This window comes from Pseudomonas sp. P9_2, assembly GCF_034008255.1.
GTDB lineage: Bacteria > Pseudomonadota > Gammaproteobacteria > Pseudomonadales > Pseudomonadaceae > Aquipseudomonas > Aquipseudomonas synxantha_A.
The window spans coordinates 1,783,215-1,804,436 of record NZ_CP125376.1 but is presented as its reverse complement, the minus strand read 5'-3'; the positions used below and the strand labels follow the sequence as shown (position 1 = coordinate 1,804,436).

The following is a 21,222-nucleotide window of genomic DNA, read 5'->3' as shown; positions in this document are numbered from 1 at the left end:
CAGATCGGCTGGCGTTTAACGCTTATAGCAACAAGTACTTAGACGTTAGGGCAAGGTACCGGCGCCCAGTCAACCAGGTTCGGGTTGGTGCAGTTGAGCTTGAGCTGCGAATCACCTGCGTTGGCTACCTGCTTGCTTTCAGCTTGCTTGGCCTGGGCCGTTTGCAAGGTCTTCTCGGTGGTGACCGCTTCTTTCGGCACGGTTGGCAGCACCGGCTTTTTCGGTGGCTTGGTGCCCGCGCCTTTCTTCTTGGTCGGCGTCACGACAGGCGCCACTTCGGCCTGTGCCACGGTAACTACGTCGGCACGCTGCACACCGACTTGTTGCAGGTCTTTTTCGTAAGCCTGGGTGTAGTTGTTCAGGTCTTCGCCGGCTTTGCCGTTGACTGCGACGATCAGGTCATTGGATTCCTTGAGGCCCGCAACGATTTCCGCCAGGCGCTTGCGGCCTTCGGTATCGTTGACGGTCTTGGCCTTGCGGTCGGCCACAAGCTTGGTGAACGCACTCTGGTAGCACTGCTGCGACGCCTTGGCGTAGGCGGTGCTGCGGTCGATGTCGGAGACGCTTTTATTCACGTCAGCGGCATAGGAGGCGATGCGCTGGTTGTCATCGGCGATCTGCTTCTGACGTTCGGTGTAGTAACCCGCCGCGCCGCCGGCCAGGGCGCCACCGGCAGCACCGATGGCGGCATTACGGCCACGTTTTTCCTTGTCGCCGGTCAGGGCACCCAACAACGCACCGCCAGCCGCGCCGATGGCGGCACCGGTCACCACCGACTTGGTCATGTTCGAATCGGTGGCACGCAGGTGCTGCACCGGCTCGTAGCAGTTGGGGTAGTACTCGACCTTGGTGCTCGACGCGACCTTGGACGCAGGCGACGTAGCGCAACCGGTCAACACGGTGCTGAAACCGGCCGCGATCAGCAGCAGGTGACGCTTGGAAACCGACTTACGGGAAAAAAGCATAGATGTGATCTCTGTTAAGTTTGACTTGCCCAGCACGGCCCACCGCCGCCTGAGTCCCTTCCAAGCTCGCTAGACAGCCAACGATCAAGACCGCTGACCGCTCGCTGCGAGCAATTCCTTCAAGATCGTTGCCGGGTCGGCCCGCTGTTGCTTGCGGTAGTTGCCGACATGGCGAACGAACAGTGTTGCGCGCGTCACCAGGCTCTTGCCGAGCACTGGCTTGCGATCCAACTCTTCCTTGACCCGTTGAAACTGCGCCTGGATCACCGCATCGGTGTAGCGCGTGCCGGTGGCCAGGTTGTCGATATAAATCGCCACCGCGCCGTCCAGAGCGCTGCGTCCATTGGCAATGGCGGTGGCGAACAGCTGCGCGCTGGCTTCGTCCTTGCTGTCCACGGCCTGCTGGCGACTCTTCTGCAGGTTGGCCAGGCGAATGTTGTAGTTGCTGATGGTCTCGGCCACCAACGCCGCCGACTGGATCAGGTTGCCCGCGGCCTCTTCGCGCTGCTGGGCGATCAGCGAAACGTTGCGCTTGAGCTCTTCGTTGACCAGGCCCAGCTCGGCTTGCAGCTTGGGGTCGACGCTGGCGGCGATGATGCTGTCCAGGCGCTTGGTCGGGTCCTGGGCGTCGTCGATGGCGTCAGTCAATGAGGCCAGGCGCCCTTCCTTCTGCCATTGGGCAAACAATTCCTTGTAACGCGAGCGCGGTGCCGACAGTGCGCCAATCGCCACGCGAAAGCCGGTGGTCTCGTTGCTTTGCTCAGTGCCATCGGCCGCAAACAATGGGTATTCGCGGCGCATACCGGTGAACAAGGTGCCCTCGCCTTCCAGGTAATTGCCGCCCTTGACCACAAAGCCGCCATAGGTGCCCTGGCGTCGGCCGGCATGTACCAGCTGGAACGATTCCTGGACCATTTCCGCAGCGTTGCCGATCACGTCGAACAGGCCGATGGGGTTGGGCAATTTGGTGCCGATGGGCATCAGCCGTGCCGCCTGACCGGTGCCGCCAGCGACCTGGTTGAACACCGCGTAATCAGCCAGCGGGCCATCGCTTTCGCTGCCCTCGGCGCGCCGTGGATACAAGCGGCCTTCCAGGTCCTGACGGCTAACCGCCTGGCCGCCGCGTGCGGCGTACTCCCACTCAACCTCGGTAGGCAGGCGCACAAAGCCCAGGCCGCCGTCTTCGGCCGAGGCGCCACGCCCGCTCACCGGCAACAACTCGCGGTGGTATTTCATCAGCCAGGCGCTGTACACCGCCGAAAAACGCTCGGCTTCAAAACGCGACAGCTTCACCTTGGGCAACCGCCCGGCCATGCCGGTGGGCGCGTCACACGCCGGTGCCGGTTCACCGCTGGCCAGGGATTGCGCCTGGCCCATCACCTGGGCGTATTGGCGTGCGGTCACTTCGTACTTGCCGATGAAGTACAGCATGGGCTTGAGTGGGGTCTTGGCGTCGGTCTTTGGCATCAGCGGCGCGATGACCTTGTTCCAGGCCTTGGGCAAGTCCTTGAGGGTGAACTGGCCGTTGATGAAGTCGCGGCGGTAACCGGAAATAAACGACTGCTGGTAACCGGCCTCGCCTTCGGCAAAGGGGTAGCCGAGGCTGACTTCGCGGTCATCCAGGGTGCCCTGGGCCAGCACGTAGGCGTAGCGGAACACCATGTTGCCTTCGCACGGCAGCGGCAGGCTCACGTCGTCCGGCAACGGTTTGGGATTGTCGAGCTTGTCGCTTGCCTCATCCGCCCAGGCCAGCGAGGCCAGGCTCAGCGCCACGCAGGCGCCCAGTAACTTATACATCTCTGATTCCTTCAGAAGCCTGGATACGCGCCACCCGCCACCCCCCACAGGCCGCCGCCACGGCGCTGACACCGAGCACGGCAGCCAGGGCCAGGCCGTAGTGACGCGCCAACAGATGGCTGGCGTATTCGCCCGGCACCTGCACGAAGAGTTGATTCAAACCCGCTTCGGCCAGGCCATAAAGCCCGACACTGAGCAAGCCCGCAAAACCGGCGCTGTACAGCGCCTGCAACAGCACAAACAGCAACAGCGCGCCGGTGGAAAACCCAAGCAGGCGCAACACTGACAATTCCCGGCGCTTGCGCGCGACCGCCGCCAACGCGCCGGCAAAAATCGCCGCAAAGGCTCCGGCCAGGGCCAACCCGGCGATGATCCAGAACACAATCGACAGGTTGCGGCTCAACGACTGCACCTGGGCGATAGTGTGCGCCTGGGTCGACACCAGCAGGTTCTGCCCGGCGAAATACACCCGCAGCGGTTCCACATCACTGAGGCTGCGCGCATACAGGCGAAACGCCGGATAGATACGCTGTTCGCTCACGCCCGCCACCTCGCCGTCCCAATGCAACGCCGGCACCGCACGGCCATCGCGATAATCTTCCGCCGCTTCCAGCAGCGCTAAATCAGTCAACAGTCCATCACGGGCAAATGCTTCCAACGGCAACACCGCCAGCACTTGCAACCGCGTGCGCTGGGCCTCGACGCGCCCCGCCACTTGCCGCGCAAAGCTGGTTTCCAGCCAGTCTCCGGGCCTTGCTGCAAGCTTTTCGGCAGCGGTATGGCTGAGCACAATCTGATCCAAACCGTGAGGCATCGGTAAGCCTGCCAACAACGGATCACCCGCTGCGGTTGGCAACATTTCCAGGGTCAGCGCGCCCACTTGGGCCGTTGCCGCAATCTGCCGTGTGCGCGGCAAAGCAAACGCCACATCGCTGCGCTGCCCCAACTGCTCGATAAACGCTGCGCTGAATCGGCCACCGCCTAACGGGATAATTTCACGGGTAGCCGGATCGGTCTCCAAGCGTTCGGTCAAACTGCTAACCAGTCCAAATTTCAGGCCGAATAACACCAGCAATGGCGCGATAACCGCTACCAGCGCCAGCACCGAACAGGCCGACAGCCAACCGTCGTTGCGATAGTCCTGCCAGGCGAGTGAGGCAAGCAGACCGATGCGCATCAGCACGCCTCCCCGAGGGTTGCGGTGACGCCGCCGTCAGCATCGCGACGGCAACCGATACGCCGCACCTGCAAGCCACTGGCGCGGGCCAGGGGTTCGTCATGGGTGGCGATCACACAGGCCGCCCGCTGTTCACGGGCCCGGGCCAGCAGCGCCTGCATCACCCGCTCGGCGTTGAGCGGGTCGAGGGAAGCGGTCGGCTCATCCGCCAGCACCAGTTGCGGCGCATGGGCCAGGGCGCGGGCACAACTCACGCGCTGGCGCTGGCCCACCGACAACGCCGCCGGGCGCTTGGCCAACTGATCGCTGACCTGCAACTGCTCGGCCAGACGCGCCACGCTGCCGTCGTCCTTCAAGCCCAGCAATTGCCGGGACAACGTGATATTTCCGCGCACATCCAGAAATCCCAGCAGCCCACCGGTTTGCGGCACATAGCCCAAGTGCTGGCTGCGCAACGCGGCCAAGGCGGATTGCCGGTCGGCACGCCACAGCGCGCCGATGTCCTGCTGGTTGAACGCAAACTGCCCGACCTGATTCGGCGCCAACACCAGCGCCAGCAGATCCAGCAACGTGCTTTTGCCGCAACCACTGGGGCCGACAATCGCCAGTTGTTCGCCCGCTTGCAGGTGCAACGCCGGAATCACCAGGCTGTAGCGCTGGCTACCAACGCCCCGGCTCTTGTGCACTGCGCTCAGGTTCAACATTACGGCAGCGTCGACAGCGGCACGCGGTACAACGCATCACCCGGTTCGGCGTCGCCGAAACGGACCCAGTTGGCCACGTCGTTATGGAAGGTTTCATACAGGCGGATTTTCGAATCCAGCTCGTCGATAAAGTCTTCCTGCTCGGCCACGCTCAACGACAACCACAAATCCTGGGTCATGTTCAGCGACTTGCTGCGGTACGGCAGGCCCTCCAGGTATTCACCGAGCAGACCACCGTCGGCCAGGTTACCGCCCTTGCGCAGGGCTTGGGGGTCCCGGCTCATGTAGGCCGAGGCGCTGGCGATTTCCTGGAAGAAATCCTTGGGCGAGCTTTGGGTTTTGCGCGCCGCATCCACGATCAACTTCAGCGACTGTTGCAGGTCATTGAGTTGCAGCTTGGTCAGCATCACGCACACCTGGAACGCTGGCAGTGCCGGGTTGGTCAGGTCGCGGTCGGCGGTCCAGGCGCTGACCAGTTGCGGCGCCTGGCTGGCGGTTTTGCGCCCGAGGAAGTCCATGTGCATGGCATAACCGACCGCGGTGGATTTGTCCGCCAGACTTGGCGCCGAACCGAGCAGCGGCACCGGTTGCGGCGTGTTGTTGCGCACCTGATGCACCAGGTCGGCGAACACTGTACCGATCTCATCGACGCGCTCACCCAGCTTGCGCACATCGCCTCCCGGCACTGGCGTGTACAGGTCGCCGATCTGCGGGTTGGCGTCGGCGGTGAGGATGCGGTACTGGCTCTCGGCACCGGCGTGGGTTTTCTTGCCGACATCGGTGCGCAGGTGCAGCGCGTAGATCTTGATCTGCTTGCCGAGTGCGGCCTGTCGCACTTCGGCTTCGTTCATCTGGGTAGCGGCGAACGGGTCGTTCTTGCGCAGCGCACCCGCGTCGGTGACCAGCAGGATGATGCGCCCGCCATAGCCCGACCAGTCCATGCCATCCACCGCTTGCATCACCCCGGCAAACGCATCTTCGTTGAAGGAATGGCTGGAGACGGTTGAGGCTTTGACCTGGCGCGCCATATCGAGGAAGCGCTGCGGATCGCGCCCCTGGTCGAGGCTGATCAGGGTCTTGGCGACGTACTCAAGGCCAGGGGTTTTCTTGATGCTGCTGCGAAAGCCGACCAGGCCGAAGCTGACGCTGTCCAGTTCGCCGCGCTCGGCGATACGGGTTTGCAGCTCGTGTACCACGTCGCGGATCTGGTCGATGTAGGGCTGCATCGACACCGTGGTATCCACCACCAGCACCACGGCGGTGCGGAATGCATCGGCATTGGCGCTGAGCGTCGGGGTTGCCGGTTTGGCAGCCGCGCTGCGGCCTGGGTCGATGGAGGCCACGTTGAGCAACTGCACCGGCTGGCCGTTTTCGTCGAAGCTCTCTTTTGAGTCGAAAATCGGCAACAGGTAGAACTGGTTTTGCGGCACCGCGCTGGCTGTCGGCTCAAGGGCCAGGACTTGCTGGTTGTCCTCAGGGTTGTTCTGCGCCTTGGTCAGCACGCTTTTCGCGGCAGCAGGATCGGCCAACAGTTTCTCCACCTCGCCGGATTGGCGCAGGAACATCACGGGCGCACGCCCCGAGCGCTCGGTGAACTTGAGCACCAGGCTTTGTTTCCAGTCGCTGACCTGGGCGGCCGGCAACCAACCGTCGCTGCGCCCATCGGTGGCGGCGCCCACGCGTACCCACGGGCTGCCATCCACTTCCTTGCGCTGGTACACGTAGAGCACGGAAAACGCCGGCAACGCCTTACCCGGCGTGCTGCCCGCGTCTGCTGAAAGCTGGGCGCCGGGCTTGCTGAGTACGCGCTGGAACAGGGTCTTCTTGCCCGCCATCAGCAACGGGCGTTGACCGCCATCCACTGCAGCGACAGCCACCGGTGGCGTCACCGTGGGCACCACGGCGGCTGGCGGCTGAGCCGGTTCATCGCTGCCACTCAACCACCAGTAGCTGGCGCCACCAATGGCCAACGCGACGGCGACCGCCACGGCGGCCAAGGCCAATACCGGACCACGGTGCTGCTCGGAGGGGGCACTGTGCTGGGTCGGCGTTACCACCGGTTGGCGCACTATTGGCTGCGGCTGCGGTTTATCAGTCGGAATGTCGATGGTGACGGGGGTCATGCCTGCCAGATCAAAGCTCAATGGAATCGGCAGCGGCCGTACCAGCGTGGCGTCCGATTCATCCGCCGGCAGTTGATCCAGCGCCAACAACAACGCTGCCGCATCCGGATAACGCTGCGCCGGGTCTTTGGCCAACAACTTGCGCAGCACACCCTGGTAACGCCCGTGATGCACAGGCAATTCCGGCAACGGCTCAGTCAGGTGCGCCAGCGCAGTGGAAAGCGCATCGGTGCCGCTATAGGGCAGCTTGCCGACGAGGATTTCATACAGCACCACACCGAGTGCGTAGAGATCGGCGCGCCCGTCGATCTCCTGGCCCCGCGCCTGCTCGGGGCTCATGTAGCTGGGTGTACCCACGGCAAACCCGGCCTGGGTGAATTGGGTGCGGTCGTCCAGCGACTTGGCGATACCAAAGTCGGAAAGTACTGCGGTGCCATCGGCGCGGAACAGAATATTCGCCGGTTTGACGTCGCGGTGCACCAACCCCTGGGCATGAGCATAACCCAGCGCCGAGGCGATCTGACGGATCAGCGTCACCCCCTGCTCCGGCGTCAGGCCGGCAGCGATGCGCTCCTTGAGCGTGCCGTTGGGCAGGTATTCCATGGCCATGTAATACAGCTCACCGACGTTGCCGATGTCATGGATGGTCACCGTGTGCGGGTGCGACAGGCGCGCCAGGGTCTTGCCCTCACGCAGGAAGCGCTCGCAGAAACTCGGATCGGCCGCCAGCGCCGCGGCCATCACCTTCAACGCTACCTTGCGCTCCAGCGAACGCTGGGTCGCCAGGTACACGCTGGCCATGGCGCCTTCGCCGATCTCGCCTTCGATGTCATAACCTGGAATGACAATGTTCATGACGAAACCTTCACGACGAGGGTGGTGATGTTGTCCGGTGCGCCGCGATTGAGCCCCAGGTGCACCAGGCTGCGCACGATTTCATCCGGTGCGTCATGGCTGAGCACGTCGCGGATTTCGCGGTCTTCGACGGTCTTGTTCAGGCCGTCGCTGCACAACAGGTAGCTGTCGCCGGGAGCAATCAACAGTTCGACCGACGCCACGTCCAGTTGCGCTTCCACGCCGACAGCGCGGGTGACGATATTGGAGCGCGGATGAGTGCGGGCGTCAGCTTCGCTGAGCAAGCCGCTGTCTTGCAGGTCCTGCACGTAGCTGTGGTCGCGGGAGATGCTTTCCAGCACGCCGTCACGCAGGCGATACAAGCGACTGTCGCCGGCCCACAGGCACACACCGCGCAAGCCACGGGCGGCAAATACCACTACCGTACTGCCCATCATGGTCACGCCACGGTTGGCGGTTTCTTCGCGTACAGCGGTGTTGATGCGCAGCAGGTCATTGCGCAGCGCCGCGGTGTATTCGTCGAGGGAGCGGCCCAGCGGCACATGGCGCAGGCTGTCGACGATCAAGCTGCTGACATAGTCCCCCGCGGCGTGCCCGCCCATGCCATCGGCCACCACCCACAGGCGGTTTTCCGGCAGGTCCAGAAAGGCATCTTCGTTGACTTGGCGAACCATGCCCACATGGCTTTTGCTCGCGGATTTGTACGTCGCGCCCATCTACACCACACCTTCTTGTCCGAGCAAAAACTGCGCAAAATCATCGGCGGCAGGCAAGCCCTGGCACCGTAATAAACCAGGTGAAATACGTTGCGAACCACGGCCCCACCACAGGCTCGCGCCCTCGCACGCCTGTTCGGCCAGTGCGGTTATGCGCTGATGGGGCACCGTAACGGCCACGCGCTGCAGGCCGGCGAAACGGCTGTCGACCGCACGCGGCTCACTCGCAGGAAAGCCCAGGGCGTCGAGACCCGCGTTGAAACTTTCGAAGGTAGCGCCACTGTCCAGGGTGCTGAGCAACAGCTCTTCGGCCTGCTCGAACCAGGTGTCCGGCCCGCCCACCAGGGAGGCGGGGTTGGTGTCGTGATCCAGCAAGGTGACCACGGCCAGCGGAAAATACCGCCCGACCCGATCAATGCTCGGCATCACCACGCCCGCCGCGGCATCGGGCCCGCATACGCCCGGCGCCAGTACAAAGCGCCACAACGGGCTGACCAGGTACACGTTGAGCCAGTCACCGCCCAGGCTGTTCTGGCTGGCGAGCAAACCCGCCGCCAGCCAGCTGTCCCACGGGCCGATAAAACTCTGGGGCAAGGCGCGGCTGACAAAATCCCCGCGACTGGCCAACTTGCCGTAGAAACCCACAGTCGTCATAGCCGCTCCGGCAGGCTGAAACCGCTGAGCACGCGGCTTCTGAACGGGTTGAAGGCACTGTTGGCGCGCAGCTCGTAGGCGATGCTCGCACCATCGACCCGCAGGCGCAGGTTGAAGCGGTCCGGCGAATTGCCCGCGGTGAGATCCGATTGCTCCAGCAGACGGAACCAGGCCCACGGGCCGTCCAGCGTGATGCCGGAGCGACCACTGGCCGACGGCGGCATGATGGAAATACGCACCACGCCGATGCTGCCGGGGTTCGGCCATTGCATCGCCACCGGGCGGCTCGGGCCGTGGTCGTAGCTCAACTGCTGGCCATCCAGATCAAGCAGAAACTGGGTGATGGTCGGGTCCATCGACACCGGCTTGAGCTCGAAACGCACGATGGGCTGGGTGCCCCCGGACCTGAAGAACGCATCGCGAATTGTCGCCGCCCGCTGGAAGGTTTGCAGCACGCCCGGGGCAATCCCCAGCTTCTGCGCCGCGCCCGGTTGCCAGCGCCAGGTCTGTGCCGATGTATCCACATACGGCTGCAGGTATTTGCGGAAGTAGTTGTCCATCACCCCGCCCACGCCGAAGAACTGGCCGAAGTCATCCAGGGTGGCGTCCCGCGCACTGCCCGGCGACATCGGGTAGCGACCGGCCAACGACTGGCGATACACGTTGACCACTTCGCTGACCCAGGCCGCGTTCAGTTGGTTGCGTACCCCGCCCATCATGCTGTTGGTGGTGGAATTGACCACCGACTTGACCATGCCCTGCACCAGCGGCGGCTGCCGCTCGGCATTCAGGCTGACCCGCGTGGCCGCAGCCGCCGCCTGGTTCTTGGCCTCGCCGAGCAGTGCATCACCGCTGGCGCCGACCATGGCGCTGACCTGCACATACAGCGCATTCATGTCCGACAGCAGGCCGTCGATGGCCGCCGGTTCGCCTTCGTTTTTGCTGACGATGCTGTTGAGTTCGGCAAAGTGCGCGGTCACCGGATCCTCCGACGCTGCCGGGGCATTCGCCGTCGGTTGCTCCTGGCCAAGCAAGCTGCCAAGGCGCTCCTTGAGCTTGTCGACGCCACCTTCCACCGGTACACCCTTGGCCGCCAACTGGCGCTCTTCGGCTTGCAGGTCGGTTTCCCTGGCGACCGCCACCAGCAGCTTTTTCAGCGGCGAGGTCGGGCCGGAAATCACCCGCAGCACGTCGGCGGCCTGGGCCACGCTGGTGATCGGCACAAAGTCGATGTCGGCAAGCAGTGCATCCCACTGACGCTGGTAGTCCTGGAAGTACAAGCGACGCACATCCGCGGCCAGGCTCACCACGTTCTGCTGATCGGCCTGTTCGTGGCCCAGCACCCATTGTTCCTCGGCCAGGGTGCCGGTCTGGTTCAGGCTGCTCAGCAAGAACGCCTGACGATAGCCCTTGGCAGTGAAGAAACCACTCAACGGCTCACCCAACGGCTTGCCGCTTTTGCGGCTGAACACCAGCGCGGCGTCACGCCCAGCGGCTTCGTTGAGACGAAAGTCCGGGATGCCTTCGGGCAGTTTCTGGCGCTTGACCCGGTCATACACGCGCTGGGCCACCGGCAGTTGCTGCAACTGGCGTCGCAGGTCATCGATCAAGCGTGGGTCCAGGCGAGCACTCGGCGGGTGCCGTTCGAACAGCGCTTGCAGGTGCCCGGCCAGCGCCTGACGCTGATCGGCCGGAAGGTCGCGGGGCAGGTTGCGGTCCCAGTCCAGGGCGATCCAGGCCTTGATAAAGTCCGGATCGTAATGCTCGCTGTCGGCGAGCATCAGGTAGGCCTTGAGGCCCTCGTAGAGGAAGTCGGAGTTACCGCCGCCGTGCAGTTGCTCTTCGATGCGCGTCACCAAACGTGGCGCGAACACGGCGATCAACAGCTTGCGGTAGACACTGGCGGATTCGGCTTCAAGCATATCGCCCTGATACAGCCCCAGCCCTTCGGACCAGCTCGGCGAATCCCCCGCGAGGTTCTTCACCGCGTTGAGCAGTGGTAGCACCGCGAGCACTTCGCGTTGTGCCGGGCTCAGGTTCTGCACGGTCTGGCCCAGGGGCGCAACTTTCTGATCGACCTGGGCGATATACGCCTGGTTGGCGCGATAACTCACCCACCACAGGCTGCTGACCACCACGACCAGCGCAACGGTGGCCGCCAGCACACCACGTGCAATCCACTTGCGGCGCCGTTCGACCTTTGGGTTCACACCCACCAAACCACGCTCGGCAAAGGCCACAGCGGTGAAGAGTTTTTCGATGAAGTAACTGCGCCCGGTGCCGCTCTGACGCGCCAGGTGCTGGCGGTCCAGGTTCATGCTCTGGGCCATGGCGCCGATCAGGCGGTCAATCGGGCTGCCTTCCTGGGTGCCGCTGGTGAAATACACACCACGCAGCAACACGCGCTCTTCAAAGGCGTTGGGCTTGAACACACCTTCAAGGAAGCTTTGCAGACAGTCCTTCAACGCGCCGAACTGCTGCGGGAAACCGTAGATCAGGTCGCGGCGCGCCGGGTCGCGTTCCTGTTGCAGGCGCTCGACCAGGCGTTCGTTGAGGCGCTGCTCCAGCCCGGCGAATTCGCTTTGCAGGTGCGCCAACGGGCTGTCGCTGTGCTTGCCGTCGTCCAGGGCGAAGGTCATGCCCCACACCTGGGCGCGCTCTTCCTTGCTCAGGTTGTCGAAGAACTCCATGAAGCCCGGCACCAGGTCGAGCTTGGTGAGCATCAGGTAGATGGGGAAACGCACGCCCAACTGGGTGTACAGCTCCTGGATACGCAGACGAATCGCGGCGGCATGGGCGGCGCGCTCGGCGTCTGTGCCCAGCAGCAAATCCGACAGGCTGATGGCGATAAACGCACCATCGATGGGTCGGCGCGAACGTTGCTTTTTCAGCAGGTCAAGAAAGCCCAGCCACGCGGCTTTATCCACCGTCGAGTTGCTGTCCTGGGTGGTGTAGCGGCCCGCGGTATCGAGCAAAACGGCCTGGTCGGTAAACCACCAGTCGCAGTTACGCGTACCACCGACGCCGCGCACGGCACCGGCGCCCAACTGCGCCGCCAGCGGAAAGTGCAATCCGGAATTGACCAGTGCGGTGGTCTTGCCCGAACCCGGCGGGCCAATGATCACGTACCACGGCAGCTCGTAAAGGTTGCGGCGTTCGTCACCGCCAAGCTTGGCTTTTTTCAGCAGCGTCAGGGCTTCGTCCATGCGCTGGCGCAGGGTCGACAACTCTTCGGCAGTGGCAACACTGTTGGGATCAGCCGGGGTTTCGGCGGCCAGGCTACGCATCACTTCGGCGGCCTGACGGCGGGCCTGGATGATGCGGAGCACGCGGTAGGCAAGCCACAGCGCAAATACCAGAATGATCAGCGCCCAACGTCGCCCTTCGGGCATCAACACGTCGAGCAACGGCCCGACAAACCAGATGATCAGGCTCAGGGCAATCAGGCCCAGAACGGGGATCACCCAGCGAATCATAAAACTGAAAAACGCCTTCACTCGACGCCCTCCGCCAATACGGTGATTTCAACCCGACGATTGCGGGCACGGCCTTCGGCAGTCCCGTTGCTCGCCAGCGGCTCGGTGTCGCTACGGCCTTCGGCGCTGAAGCGATCAGCCTGGCCGGTCTTGGCCGCGAGGATCTCCAGCACCGACTTGGCCCTGGCTTCGGACAGCGCCCAGTTCGACGGGAAGCGCAGCGTGGCGATCGGGCGGTTGTCGCTATGGCCGGTGACACGCACCTGGCCCTTGACCTTGCGAATGGCATCAGCGATGCGCAGCATCAGCGGCTGGTAAGCATCGACAATGCTGGAGCTGGCGGAGGCGAACAGCTCATCGCCACGAATGGTCACCACCGAACGGTCAACCTTGTCTTCCACGGCCACGCGACCGGCCTTGATGTCTTCGGCCAGGAAGCCGGCCAGGCGCGGCCGCTCGATCACTTTTGGCTGCGCCACCGGACGGTCGATGGCCTGTACCGGGATCTCGCCCAGGGCATGGATATTCTTGAACACCGGCTCGGCGTCCGAGGCCAGTTTCATGCGCAGGCCAAACAACAACGCCAGCAATAGCGCTAGACCAATCGCCACAGCGATCCACGGCGGCATGAATTGCGCCAGGCGATCACGGGCCACGGTCACGCCGCGCCAGTGCGGCGACAGCTCACGCTCGTGTTCGCCACGGGCACTGCGAATCGCTGCGGCGGTGCGCTCGCGCAAGGCTTCCAATTGGCTGCGACCGTCGGTCATCACGCGGTAGCGGCCTTCGAAACCCAGGCACATGCACAGGTACAACAGCTCCAACAGGTACAGGCGTTCCCGTGGGCTTTGCAGGCAGTGGTCGAGCAACTGGAAGACCTTTTCACCGCCCCAGGCTTCGTTGTGCACGGTGATCAGCAGGCTTTGCTTGCCCCAATCACTGGTGCTGCCCCACGGCGTGCTCAACACCGCTTCATCCAGGGCGGTGCACAGCGCGTAACGGGCCAGCAGCACTTCGTTGCGCGCCACACCAGCCGCTTCGGCGCGTTCTTCGAACTGGCGCAGATAGGCCAACAACTGCGCCCGCAGGCTGGCTGGCGCCGGGTGGGCGATGGTGTTGCGCAGCCGCGTCAGCAACGCCAGTAAAGGGCCGGCGGCGCTTTCCAGCGGGTTCAGGCCGTGGCTCTTGCCAGTGAGGATCGGCGCAGCCGGCATCGACAGCGGCGCCGGTTCTGCGCGTGCAGGCTCCGGCGCTCGGCCACCCGGGCGCGGCATGAACTGGGTGCGGTCATCGTCATTGGGATGCATCGCGGATTATCCTCGGATCGCCCAGAAGGCCAGGTTCAAGCCCGGGAACTGCCCGGCGATGTGGAAGGCAAAGCCGCCGGAATTGCTCAACTGCTGCCAGTGCTCGCTGCCTCGGTCCAGCTCGTAGTAGGTACTACCGGCGTGGTACGGCAATTGGCGCGGCGCCACCGGTAACGGCAGCAAGCCAATGCCTGGCAGTTGCAGGTTGACCATGTCGCGAATGTGCTCCACCGAACCGACTTTGCTCTGCTGGCCGAAGCGTGCGCGCAGGGTTTCGCCGGGCACATCGGCACGCACCACGAGGATGAAACTGGCGTTGTCGAGCAGGGTTTTGTCGGCCAGCATCGCCACGTGGATACCGTAGGCCTTCTCCACAATCGGGATCGGCGTGGCCTTGCTGTCGATCAGCATCGACAGCGCTTCACGCAGGGCCGCCATCACCGGAGTGAAGCTCAGCGCCAGGTCATCGTGCTGGTATTGCGGGTATTCCTGAGGGCGGCGACCTGAAGTGGAGAAGGTCGAAAACTCACCGGCCAGGCTCACCAGTTCGCTGAAGAAGCGCTCCGGGTGCAGCGGGCTCAACTGGCTCAAATGCTGGATCAGCGGCTGGGCGCGATTGACCAGCTGCAGCAGCATGAAGTCGGCAATCTCCGAAGCGCCGCCAGCGCCGGAGGCCACCACGCGCCCCGCCAGGGCTTCGCCACGCTGGTGCAGCAGGCCGAGCAGTTCACTGCGAAACGCAGTCAGCGGTTTGCTTGCGGTCACATTCAGCACCGGCGGGATGTAGGTGTCGTCGAGCACCAGCGCACGGTCGGCGCGTTTTTCCTTGATGCGTACCAGGCCAATCGCGGCATAGTCGCTGATGCCGTCCTGCGCCGTCAGCAGGCGCAATGCCCGCGATCCCACGGCCACCGGGGCGCGGTTTTCGAACGGCGCGTTGTCGTCACGCACTTCACGCACCTGGCTGACATAACGCGCAGCTTCCAGGGCTTCGCCTTCCTCAACCGTGTCACGCGCACCGGCACGCTTGAGCGGCAGGGCCAGGTACACCAAGCCGTCGCGCAGGTTGTCGTCGATACTCAACGGACTCGGCGCCAGGTCATCCTGGGGGATATTGAAGGGAGTGCCATCGGGCAACAGGCCGCGGGCCGATACGATCGCCAGCTTGCCCTGGGCCAGCAGGCCCTGGTCGATCAGCAACTCGGAAAAACCCCAGGCCCCTGCCGACAACGGACGGCTGCGCGCGTCGATCAGGTTTTCCAGGTAACGGTCATGCTGCTGGAAGTGCTGCGTTGCGATGAACATGCCTTCCGACCAGACCACGCGATTGTTCCAGGACATGGGGGCTCCGATTGCTTGTTATTGGGCTGGGCTGGAGGGGGAAACCACGACGTCGGCGCGCACGGCACGCACATCGAGGCTGATCTGGTATTCGCTGGATTGGCGCGGCGCTACGTTGATCACGGCGCGCCATTGCGCGCGGTCCAACTCGCGATAGCCCACCAGCACGCCGATCTGGCGCGTGGCCGGGTTGAGGTCACGCTGAATGCTCAGTTGCTGGCCGGGTTGCACCACCACTTCATCCTGGTCCAGCAGGTCGAGGCCGAGGGTGGATTGCGCACGGTCAGCCAGGGCGAAGTAATCGGAGCGGGAAAAGGTCGCGGCGTTTTTCAGTTCGAAAATACGCACCCGCACCGGCGCAGCCTGGCCATTGGCGCCGGGGTTAAGCCCGGCGATCGCGTGGAAATGCAACTCGACGGCGGCGCTGTTGGCTTGCGTGTCGGCAGCCGCTTCGGGTTTGGCCGCATCGTTTGCACACGCGGTCAGCAGCAGCGCGGTAGCAGCTGCGAGTAAAAACCTGGGAATCATCCTGCGTCCTCAATGACGTGTTTAGCTATCCGTTTTATCCATAAGTGCGACGCGCTTTAGCGTCGCTGTCGTGCGCTATGCTCTTCGTAGGCCCGGCTGAATTCGCGACCGAACAGGTCCTGGAAATCCTCCTGGGCCTCGCGCGAAATGTTGCTGTAGAGCTCGGTAAACTGCTGCCAGTACTGGGCCTGGCGCGAGCCGTTGAAAATGCTCGAAAGGCCACCGGGCTTGCCCATGCGTTCCTCCAACTGCGCCGGTTCAAAGCGCGTGAGCAGGTGTTTGATCGCCGCCTCCACGCCGGCCATCACGGCCAACTGGTGGGCGCGCAAATCGTCGAAACTGTCCCGTACCGCGATGTCCGGCGCCATAAACGCCTGGTTGCCATGACGAAGCAGCAGCAGTAACGCTTCGTCGGCATTCGGGGCGAATTTCAACGGGTTGTTTTCGGCGGGGCGGATCATCGTCTGCTGCATACGGAACTCGCCCTTGAGGCTAGCCCGGGCGCGCAATACGTCGATCAGGCCCTCGACCATCAGCCGGTAGCTGCGGCCGATGCTTTCCATCTGGGCGCTGGCGTCGGCCTGGTCCAGGCGCAACTGGTCGAGACCGGCACCACGCAGGAAGGCTTGCAACAGGTCGGTAGGTTGCGCAGCGTCGGCCACGGTGAGCGCAACCGGCTCGACCACGGGCGGCGGAGCAATCGGTGCTGGGGCAATCGGCGCCGGGGCAGGCGCGGCATTGGCGACCGGCGCGGGCGCAGGCGCGTCGCCAAACAGGTCCCAGTCTTCAGGAATGACAGCGCCTTGCACCACCGGTTTCTCCACTAGCGGTACAGCAACCGAAGCCGGCGGGCGGAAATCGTGTTGTTCGGATGGCACATGGTCCGCCACGGTGGGCGGCGGCACGGCGGTGGGGCTGAGGAAGTCGAACAGGTCTGGCAGGGTCTCCATCGACGAGGCGCCGTGGAATTGCGGCGCGATCATCGGCGTAGGCGCAGGCGGACTCACCACAGCGCCCATCAGCGCTTCGAAGCTGTTTGGCGACTCACCGGCAAACGGCTGGCTGTCGACGGCTTGCACGTTGAAGTCGATGCGCGCCTGGATTTCGTAATCGCCGATGCGGATCAACTCGCCATCTTGCAGCGGCTCGCTGTTACCCCGGCGCATACGAATACCGGCCTTGACCAACTCCACACCATTGGTGCTGTTATCGGTTAAGTAATAACGGCCATCTTTGTATTGAATAACGCAATGCTGGGAGGAGACGAGACGCTCAGGATCAGGCAATACCCAGTCATTATCCGAACTGCGACCAATAGCTATCCTGCCCTGATCCATGGACTTTTCAGCGCATTGCCCTGGGGTAATCTTGTGATAACTAGTGATAGTCAAACACAGCGACATCTTGCCTCCTTGCTGATGCATCGCGCGCGGTCTACCCAAAGGGCCACGCTTCCCTGAAGATTTGCCCGCGGTCGCGAAAACGACCGCCAAAATCTGCTTTTACCAGCATGATCGCTGATCTTAACTGGCTTGCATGACAAAAATCCTCCATGGGCACGCCTTTCGACCCGCCAGTCGCGCAGGTTGTTAAACACCGCACATCTGTCACAGAGGGCGAATAGCTTACCTTGACAAGGCATAAGTACTACACCAAAAATGCACAACTTCTTGAACATCAGTGATGGCGCAGTAGTGGCACTCTGATTGTATGACCAAGAAAACATGCACAGTTCATTGCGCAACTAATGCATGCGTTGCCCGCCTTCCAGCGGGCTGATAAGGAGATCGAATTCAGTGGATGTGCCGTTGCTGCTCACCGCCGTTTCTGCAACTTCGCCCTGTGGCGAAGACATGGAATATGACGCGCAATTTCTGCAATTGGAACGTGATGCCAAGGGCCAGCCCGAACGCAGCATGGGCGACTCGATCCTGCCCGCCGAGCCGCCGGAGTGGCGCAGCATCCAGCAGCAGAGCCTCGACTTGTTGCAGCGCAGCAAAGACCTGCGCATCACTCATTTCCTGCTGCAAAGCTCCCTCGCCTTGCAGGGCGTGGCCGGGCTGGCTGAAGTCCTTGTCCTGATCAACGCCTTGCTGCGCGAATACTGGGCCGACGTACATCCACGCCTGGATGCCGACGACGACAACGACCCCACCGTGCGCATCAACGCCCTGACCGGCCTGACCTGCGACACCAATATTCGCCTGTTGCGCGAAAGCATCCTGACACGCTCACGCACCTTCGGGCCCGTAAGCCTGCGCGCCGCGCTCAATGCCAGCGGCCTGCAGAATTTTGCCGACGAGCAGCTGGGCAACCAGCAGCTCAACGCAGCATTCCTCGACAGCGACCCCGAGCTGCTGCAAGCCACCCGCGACGCGTTGATCGCAGCGCGTACGGCCTGCGAAGCCATCGAGCAACAGGTCAATGACCAGGTCGGCTCCGCCCAGGGCGTGGACCTCAGCGCCTTGAAGCAACCGCTCAAACAGGCCCTGCAAATACTCAATCAAGCGGTGCCTGGCACCGACAGCAGCAGCGAACCCGAGGCCGTCAGTGAAGACAATGCCCCCTCGGTCGATTTCGCCGCTGCGCCCGCAGCCCCTCGCCCGACGGGCGACATCGCTACTCGCGATGATGTGCTGCGCAGCCTCGACAAAATCCTTGCGTACTACACTCGGCACGAGCCTTCGAGCCCGCTGCCGGTGTTGTTGAACCGAGCGAAAAATCTGGTGCACGCCGACTTCGCGGCCATTGTGCGCAATCTGATTCCCGACGGCATGTCCCAATTTGAAAACCTGCGCGGCCCGGACAGCGAGTAAGCCGCCGGACCGTGCAGTAACAACACCGTCGCTCAAGCGACCAGGAGCAGCAACGTGGCGAAGCAAAGTTCTCAGAAATTCATCGCGCGCAACCGTGCGCCTCGAGTGCAGATCGAGTACGACGTCGAGCTCTACGGCGCCGAGAAAAAGGTCCAGCTGCCCTTCGTAATGGGTGTGATGGCCGACCTCGCCGGCAAGCCCGCCGAGCCGCTGGCACCCGTGGCCGACCGCAAGTTCCTTGAAGTGGACGTCGACAACTTCGACTCACGCCTCAAGGCCATGCAGCCACGCGTGGCGTTCCACGTACCCAACGAGCTGACCGGCGAAGGCAACCTGAGCCTGGATATCACCTTCGAAAGCATGGACGACTTCAGCCCGGCCGCCGTAGCGCGCAAGGTTGACTCGCTGAACCAGTTGCTCGAAGCCCGCACTCAGTTGGCCAACCTGCTGACCTACATGGACGGCAAGACCGGCGCTGAAGAAATCATCATGAAGGCGATCAAGGACCCGGCACTGCTTCAGGCACTTGCCAGCGCGCCCAAGCCTGCAGGGGAGCAGTAATCATGACTGACAATACCGCCCGCGAAGGCAGCCAGATCCTGGGTGCTACCGAAGAAGCCAGCGAGTTCGCCAACCTGCTGCTGCAAGAATTCAAACCCAAGACCGAGCGTGCCCGCGAAGCCGTGGAAACCGCGGTGCGCACCCTGGCCGAACAAGCCCTGGCGCAAACCGACCTGGTGTCCAACGACGCGATCAAGTCGATCGAATCGATCATCGCCGCCATCGACGCCAAGCTCACCGCCCAGGTTAACCAGATCATCCACCACCAGGATTTCCAACAGTTGGAAAGCGCCTGGCGTGGCCTGCACTACCTGGTCAACAACACCGAGAGCGACGAGCAACTGAAGATTCGCGTGCTCAACATTTCCAAGCCGGAGCTGCACAAGACCTTGAAGAAATTCAAGGGCACCGCGTGGGACCAGAGCCCGATCTTCAAGAAGATGTACGAAGAAGAATACGGCCAGTTCGGCGGCGAGCCTTACGGTTGCCTGGTAGGCGATTACTACTTCGACCAGTCGCCACCCGACGTGGAACTGCTGGGCGAGCTGTCGAAAGTCTGCGCCGCCATGCACTCGCCGTTCATCGCGGCCGCATCGCCCACCGTAATGGGCATGGGCTCCTGGCAGGAACTGTCGAACCCACGCGACCTGACCAAGATTTTCACCACCCCGGAATACGCCGGCTGGCGTTCGCTGCGTGAATCGGAAGACTCGCGCTACATCGGCCTGACCATGCCGCGCTTCCTGGCGCGCCTGCCATATGGCGCCAAGACCGACCCGGTGGAAGCCTTTGCCTTCGAAGAAAACACCGACGGCGCCGACAGCTCCAAGTACACCTGGGCCAACGCAGCCTACGCGATGGCGGTGAACATCAACCGCTCGTTCAAGCACTACGGCTGGTGCTCGCGTATCCGTGGTATCGAGTCTGGCGGTGAAGTGGAAAACCTGCCGGCCCACACGTTCCCTACCGATGACGGTGGCGTGGACATGAAGTGCCCGACCGAAATCGCTATCAGCGACCGCCGTGAAGCGGAACTGGCGAAGAACGGTTTCATGCCGCTGCTGCACAAGAAAAACACCGACTTCGCCGCGTTCATCGGCGCCCAGTCGTTGCAGAAGCCGGCTGAATACGACGATCCGGACGCCACCGCCAACGCCAACCTGGCCGCACGTCTGCCGTACCTGTTCGCCACCTGCCGTTTCGCCCACTACTTGAAGTGCATCGTGCGCGACAAGGTCGGCTCCTTCAAAGAGAAGGACGAGATGCAGCGCTGGTTGCAGGACTGGATCCTCAACTACGTCGACGGCGACCCTGCGCACTCCACCGAAACCACCAAGGCCCAGCACCCGTTGGCGGCTGCCGAAGTGATCGTGGAAGAAGTCGAAGGCAACCCGGGGTACTACAACTCCAAGTTCTACCTGCGCCCGCACTACCAGCTTGAAGGGCTGACGGTGTCGTTGCGTTTGGTATCGAAGCTGCCTTCGGCAAAAAGCGCTTAAAAATCGGGACTGGCTCGCTCCCCGTAGGAGCGAGCTTGCTCGCGAAAAACTTGCAGGCGCTGCGTTCATCCAGGATGCCCGCGTCGCCGTTGACGACCTTCGCGAGCAAGCTCGCTCCTACAGGGGTCGGCGGCGTTAACAAATACAGTGGCTGAGTCCACACAGGGAGAAAACATGGCTGTTGATATTTTCATCAAGATCGGCGACATCAAGGGCGAGTCCATGGACAAGGCCCACAAGGACGAAATCGACGTATTGAACTGGAGCTGGGGCATGGCCCAGTCCGGCAACATGCATGTTGGCGGTGGCGGCGGCGCGGGCAAGGTGAATATCCAGGACCTGTCGCTGACCAAGTACGTCGACAAGGCTTCGCCCAACCTGATGATGCACTGCGCCAGCGGCAAGCACATCGACAAGGTCAAGCTGACCGTGCGCAAGGCCGGTGGCGAAAGCCAGGTCGAGTACATGGTGATCAACCTGGAAGAAGTGCTGGTCACGTCCCTGAGCACCGGCGGCTCGGGCACCGATGATCGCCTGACCGAGAACGTGACCCTGAACTTCGCCCAAGTGATGGTCGACTACCAGCCGCAGAAAGCCGACGGCACCAAAGACGGCGGCGCGATCAAGTTTGGCTGGAACATCCGTTCCAACACCAAGCGCTGATAGCCCCTGTGGCCGTGACCCCGCGCCACGGCCACAGGCA

The 21,222-nt window shown here is 63.0% G+C and carries 16 protein-coding genes; 4 read left to right on the top strand and 12 right to left on the bottom strand.

What is annotated here, in order from left to right; genetic code table 11:
- Positions 1-38: 38 nt before the first annotated feature.
- The 12 genes from tagQ to tagH form a co-directional block, all read right to left on the bottom strand.
- Positions 39-965 carry a type VI secretion system-associated lipoprotein TagQ gene (gene tagQ / locus QMK52_RS07835; protein ID WP_005792498.1) on the bottom strand — a complete coding sequence of 309 codons (927 nt, stop codon included), beginning with the start codon at positions 963-965 and terminating at the stop codon, positions 39-41.
- 84 nt (positions 966-1,049) lie between these two features.
- Complete coding sequence (locus QMK52_RS07830) at positions 1,050-2,762, bottom strand: formylglycine-generating enzyme family protein (RefSeq protein WP_005792499.1); 1,713 nt, start codon at positions 2,760-2,762, stop codon at positions 1,050-1,052.
- Positions 2,755-3,939, bottom strand: coding sequence for a hypothetical protein (locus tag QMK52_RS07825; RefSeq protein WP_005792500.1), 1,185 nt, complete (start codon positions 3,937-3,939; stop codon positions 2,755-2,757). The genes QMK52_RS07830 and QMK52_RS07825 overlap by 8 nt, the downstream gene beginning before the upstream one ends.
- The gene (locus QMK52_RS07820; RefSeq protein ID WP_320403989.1) at positions 3,939-4,643 is read right to left on the bottom strand and encodes an ABC transporter ATP-binding protein; all 705 of its coding nucleotides are present in this window, start codon (positions 4,641-4,643) and stop codon (positions 3,939-3,941) included. Before QMK52_RS07820 ends, QMK52_RS07825 begins: the two co-directional genes overlap by 1 nt.
- The gene (locus QMK52_RS07815; protein ID WP_320403988.1) at positions 4,643-7,621 is read right to left on the bottom strand and encodes a serine/threonine-protein kinase; all 2,979 of its coding nucleotides are present in this window, start codon (positions 7,619-7,621) and stop codon (positions 4,643-4,645) included. Before QMK52_RS07815 ends, QMK52_RS07820 begins: the two co-directional genes overlap by 1 nt.
- On the bottom strand, positions 7,618-8,337 hold the full coding sequence (locus tag QMK52_RS07810) for a PP2C family protein-serine/threonine phosphatase (RefSeq protein WP_005792503.1): 720 nt from the start codon (positions 8,335-8,337) through the stop codon (positions 7,618-7,620). The genes QMK52_RS07815 and QMK52_RS07810 overlap by 4 nt, the downstream gene beginning before the upstream one ends.
- Positions 8,338-8,991, bottom strand: coding sequence for a type VI secretion system-associated protein TagF (tagF, locus tag QMK52_RS07805; RefSeq protein WP_320403987.1), 654 nt, complete (start codon positions 8,989-8,991; stop codon positions 8,338-8,340).
- Positions 8,988-12,488: a type VI secretion system membrane subunit TssM gene (gene tssM, locus QMK52_RS07800; RefSeq protein WP_320403986.1), complete on the bottom strand. Its 3,501-nt coding sequence runs from the start codon at positions 12,486-12,488 to the stop codon at positions 8,988-8,990. The genes tagF and tssM overlap by 4 nt, the downstream gene beginning before the upstream one ends.
- A complete protein-coding gene (locus tag QMK52_RS07795; protein WP_005792506.1) occupies positions 12,485-13,774 on the bottom strand; it encodes a DotU family type VI secretion system protein in 1,290 nt (429 codons plus the stop codon). Before QMK52_RS07795 ends, tssM begins: the two co-directional genes overlap by 4 nt.
- A 6-nt stretch (positions 13,775-13,780) precedes the next feature.
- The gene (tssK, locus tag QMK52_RS07790) at positions 13,781-15,115 is read right to left on the bottom strand and encodes a type VI secretion system baseplate subunit TssK (RefSeq protein ID WP_005792507.1); all 1,335 of its coding nucleotides are present in this window, start codon (positions 15,113-15,115) and stop codon (positions 13,781-13,783) included.
- Between the two features lie 18 nt (positions 15,116-15,133).
- Positions 15,134-15,643, bottom strand: a complete 510-nt coding sequence (tssJ, locus tag QMK52_RS07785; RefSeq protein ID WP_005792508.1) for a type VI secretion system lipoprotein TssJ — start codon at positions 15,641-15,643, stop codon at positions 15,134-15,136.
- A gap of 56 nt (positions 15,644-15,699) precedes the next feature.
- Positions 15,700-17,046: a type VI secretion system-associated FHA domain protein TagH gene (gene tagH / locus QMK52_RS07780; RefSeq protein ID WP_320403985.1), complete on the bottom strand. Its 1,347-nt coding sequence runs from the start codon at positions 17,044-17,046 to the stop codon at positions 15,700-15,702.
- A 393-nt stretch (positions 17,047-17,439) separates the two neighbouring features.
- Here tagH and tssA point away from each other — a divergent pair, with 393 nt between their 5' ends.
- From tssA to QMK52_RS07755, 4 genes are all read left to right on the top strand, one after another.
- Complete coding sequence (tssA, locus tag QMK52_RS07775; protein ID WP_320403984.1) at positions 17,440-18,459, top strand: type VI secretion system protein TssA; 1,020 nt, start codon at positions 17,440-17,442, stop codon at positions 18,457-18,459.
- A gap of 54 nt (positions 18,460-18,513) precedes the next feature.
- Positions 18,514-19,020 (top strand): type VI secretion system contractile sheath small subunit, encoded by a 507-nt coding sequence (gene tssB, locus QMK52_RS07770; RefSeq protein ID WP_003195557.1) that lies wholly within the window; start codon positions 18,514-18,516, stop codon positions 19,018-19,020.
- A 2-nt stretch (positions 19,021-19,022) separates the two neighbouring features.
- A complete protein-coding gene (gene tssC / locus QMK52_RS07765) occupies positions 19,023-20,519 on the top strand; it encodes a type VI secretion system contractile sheath large subunit (protein ID WP_005792511.1) in 1,497 nt (498 codons plus the stop codon).
- A 174-nt stretch (positions 20,520-20,693) separates the two neighbouring features.
- The gene (locus tag QMK52_RS07755; RefSeq protein WP_005792512.1) at positions 20,694-21,182 is read left to right on the top strand and encodes an Hcp family type VI secretion system effector; all 489 of its coding nucleotides are present in this window, start codon (positions 20,694-20,696) and stop codon (positions 21,180-21,182) included.
- Positions 21,183-21,222 lie beyond the last annotated feature (40 nt).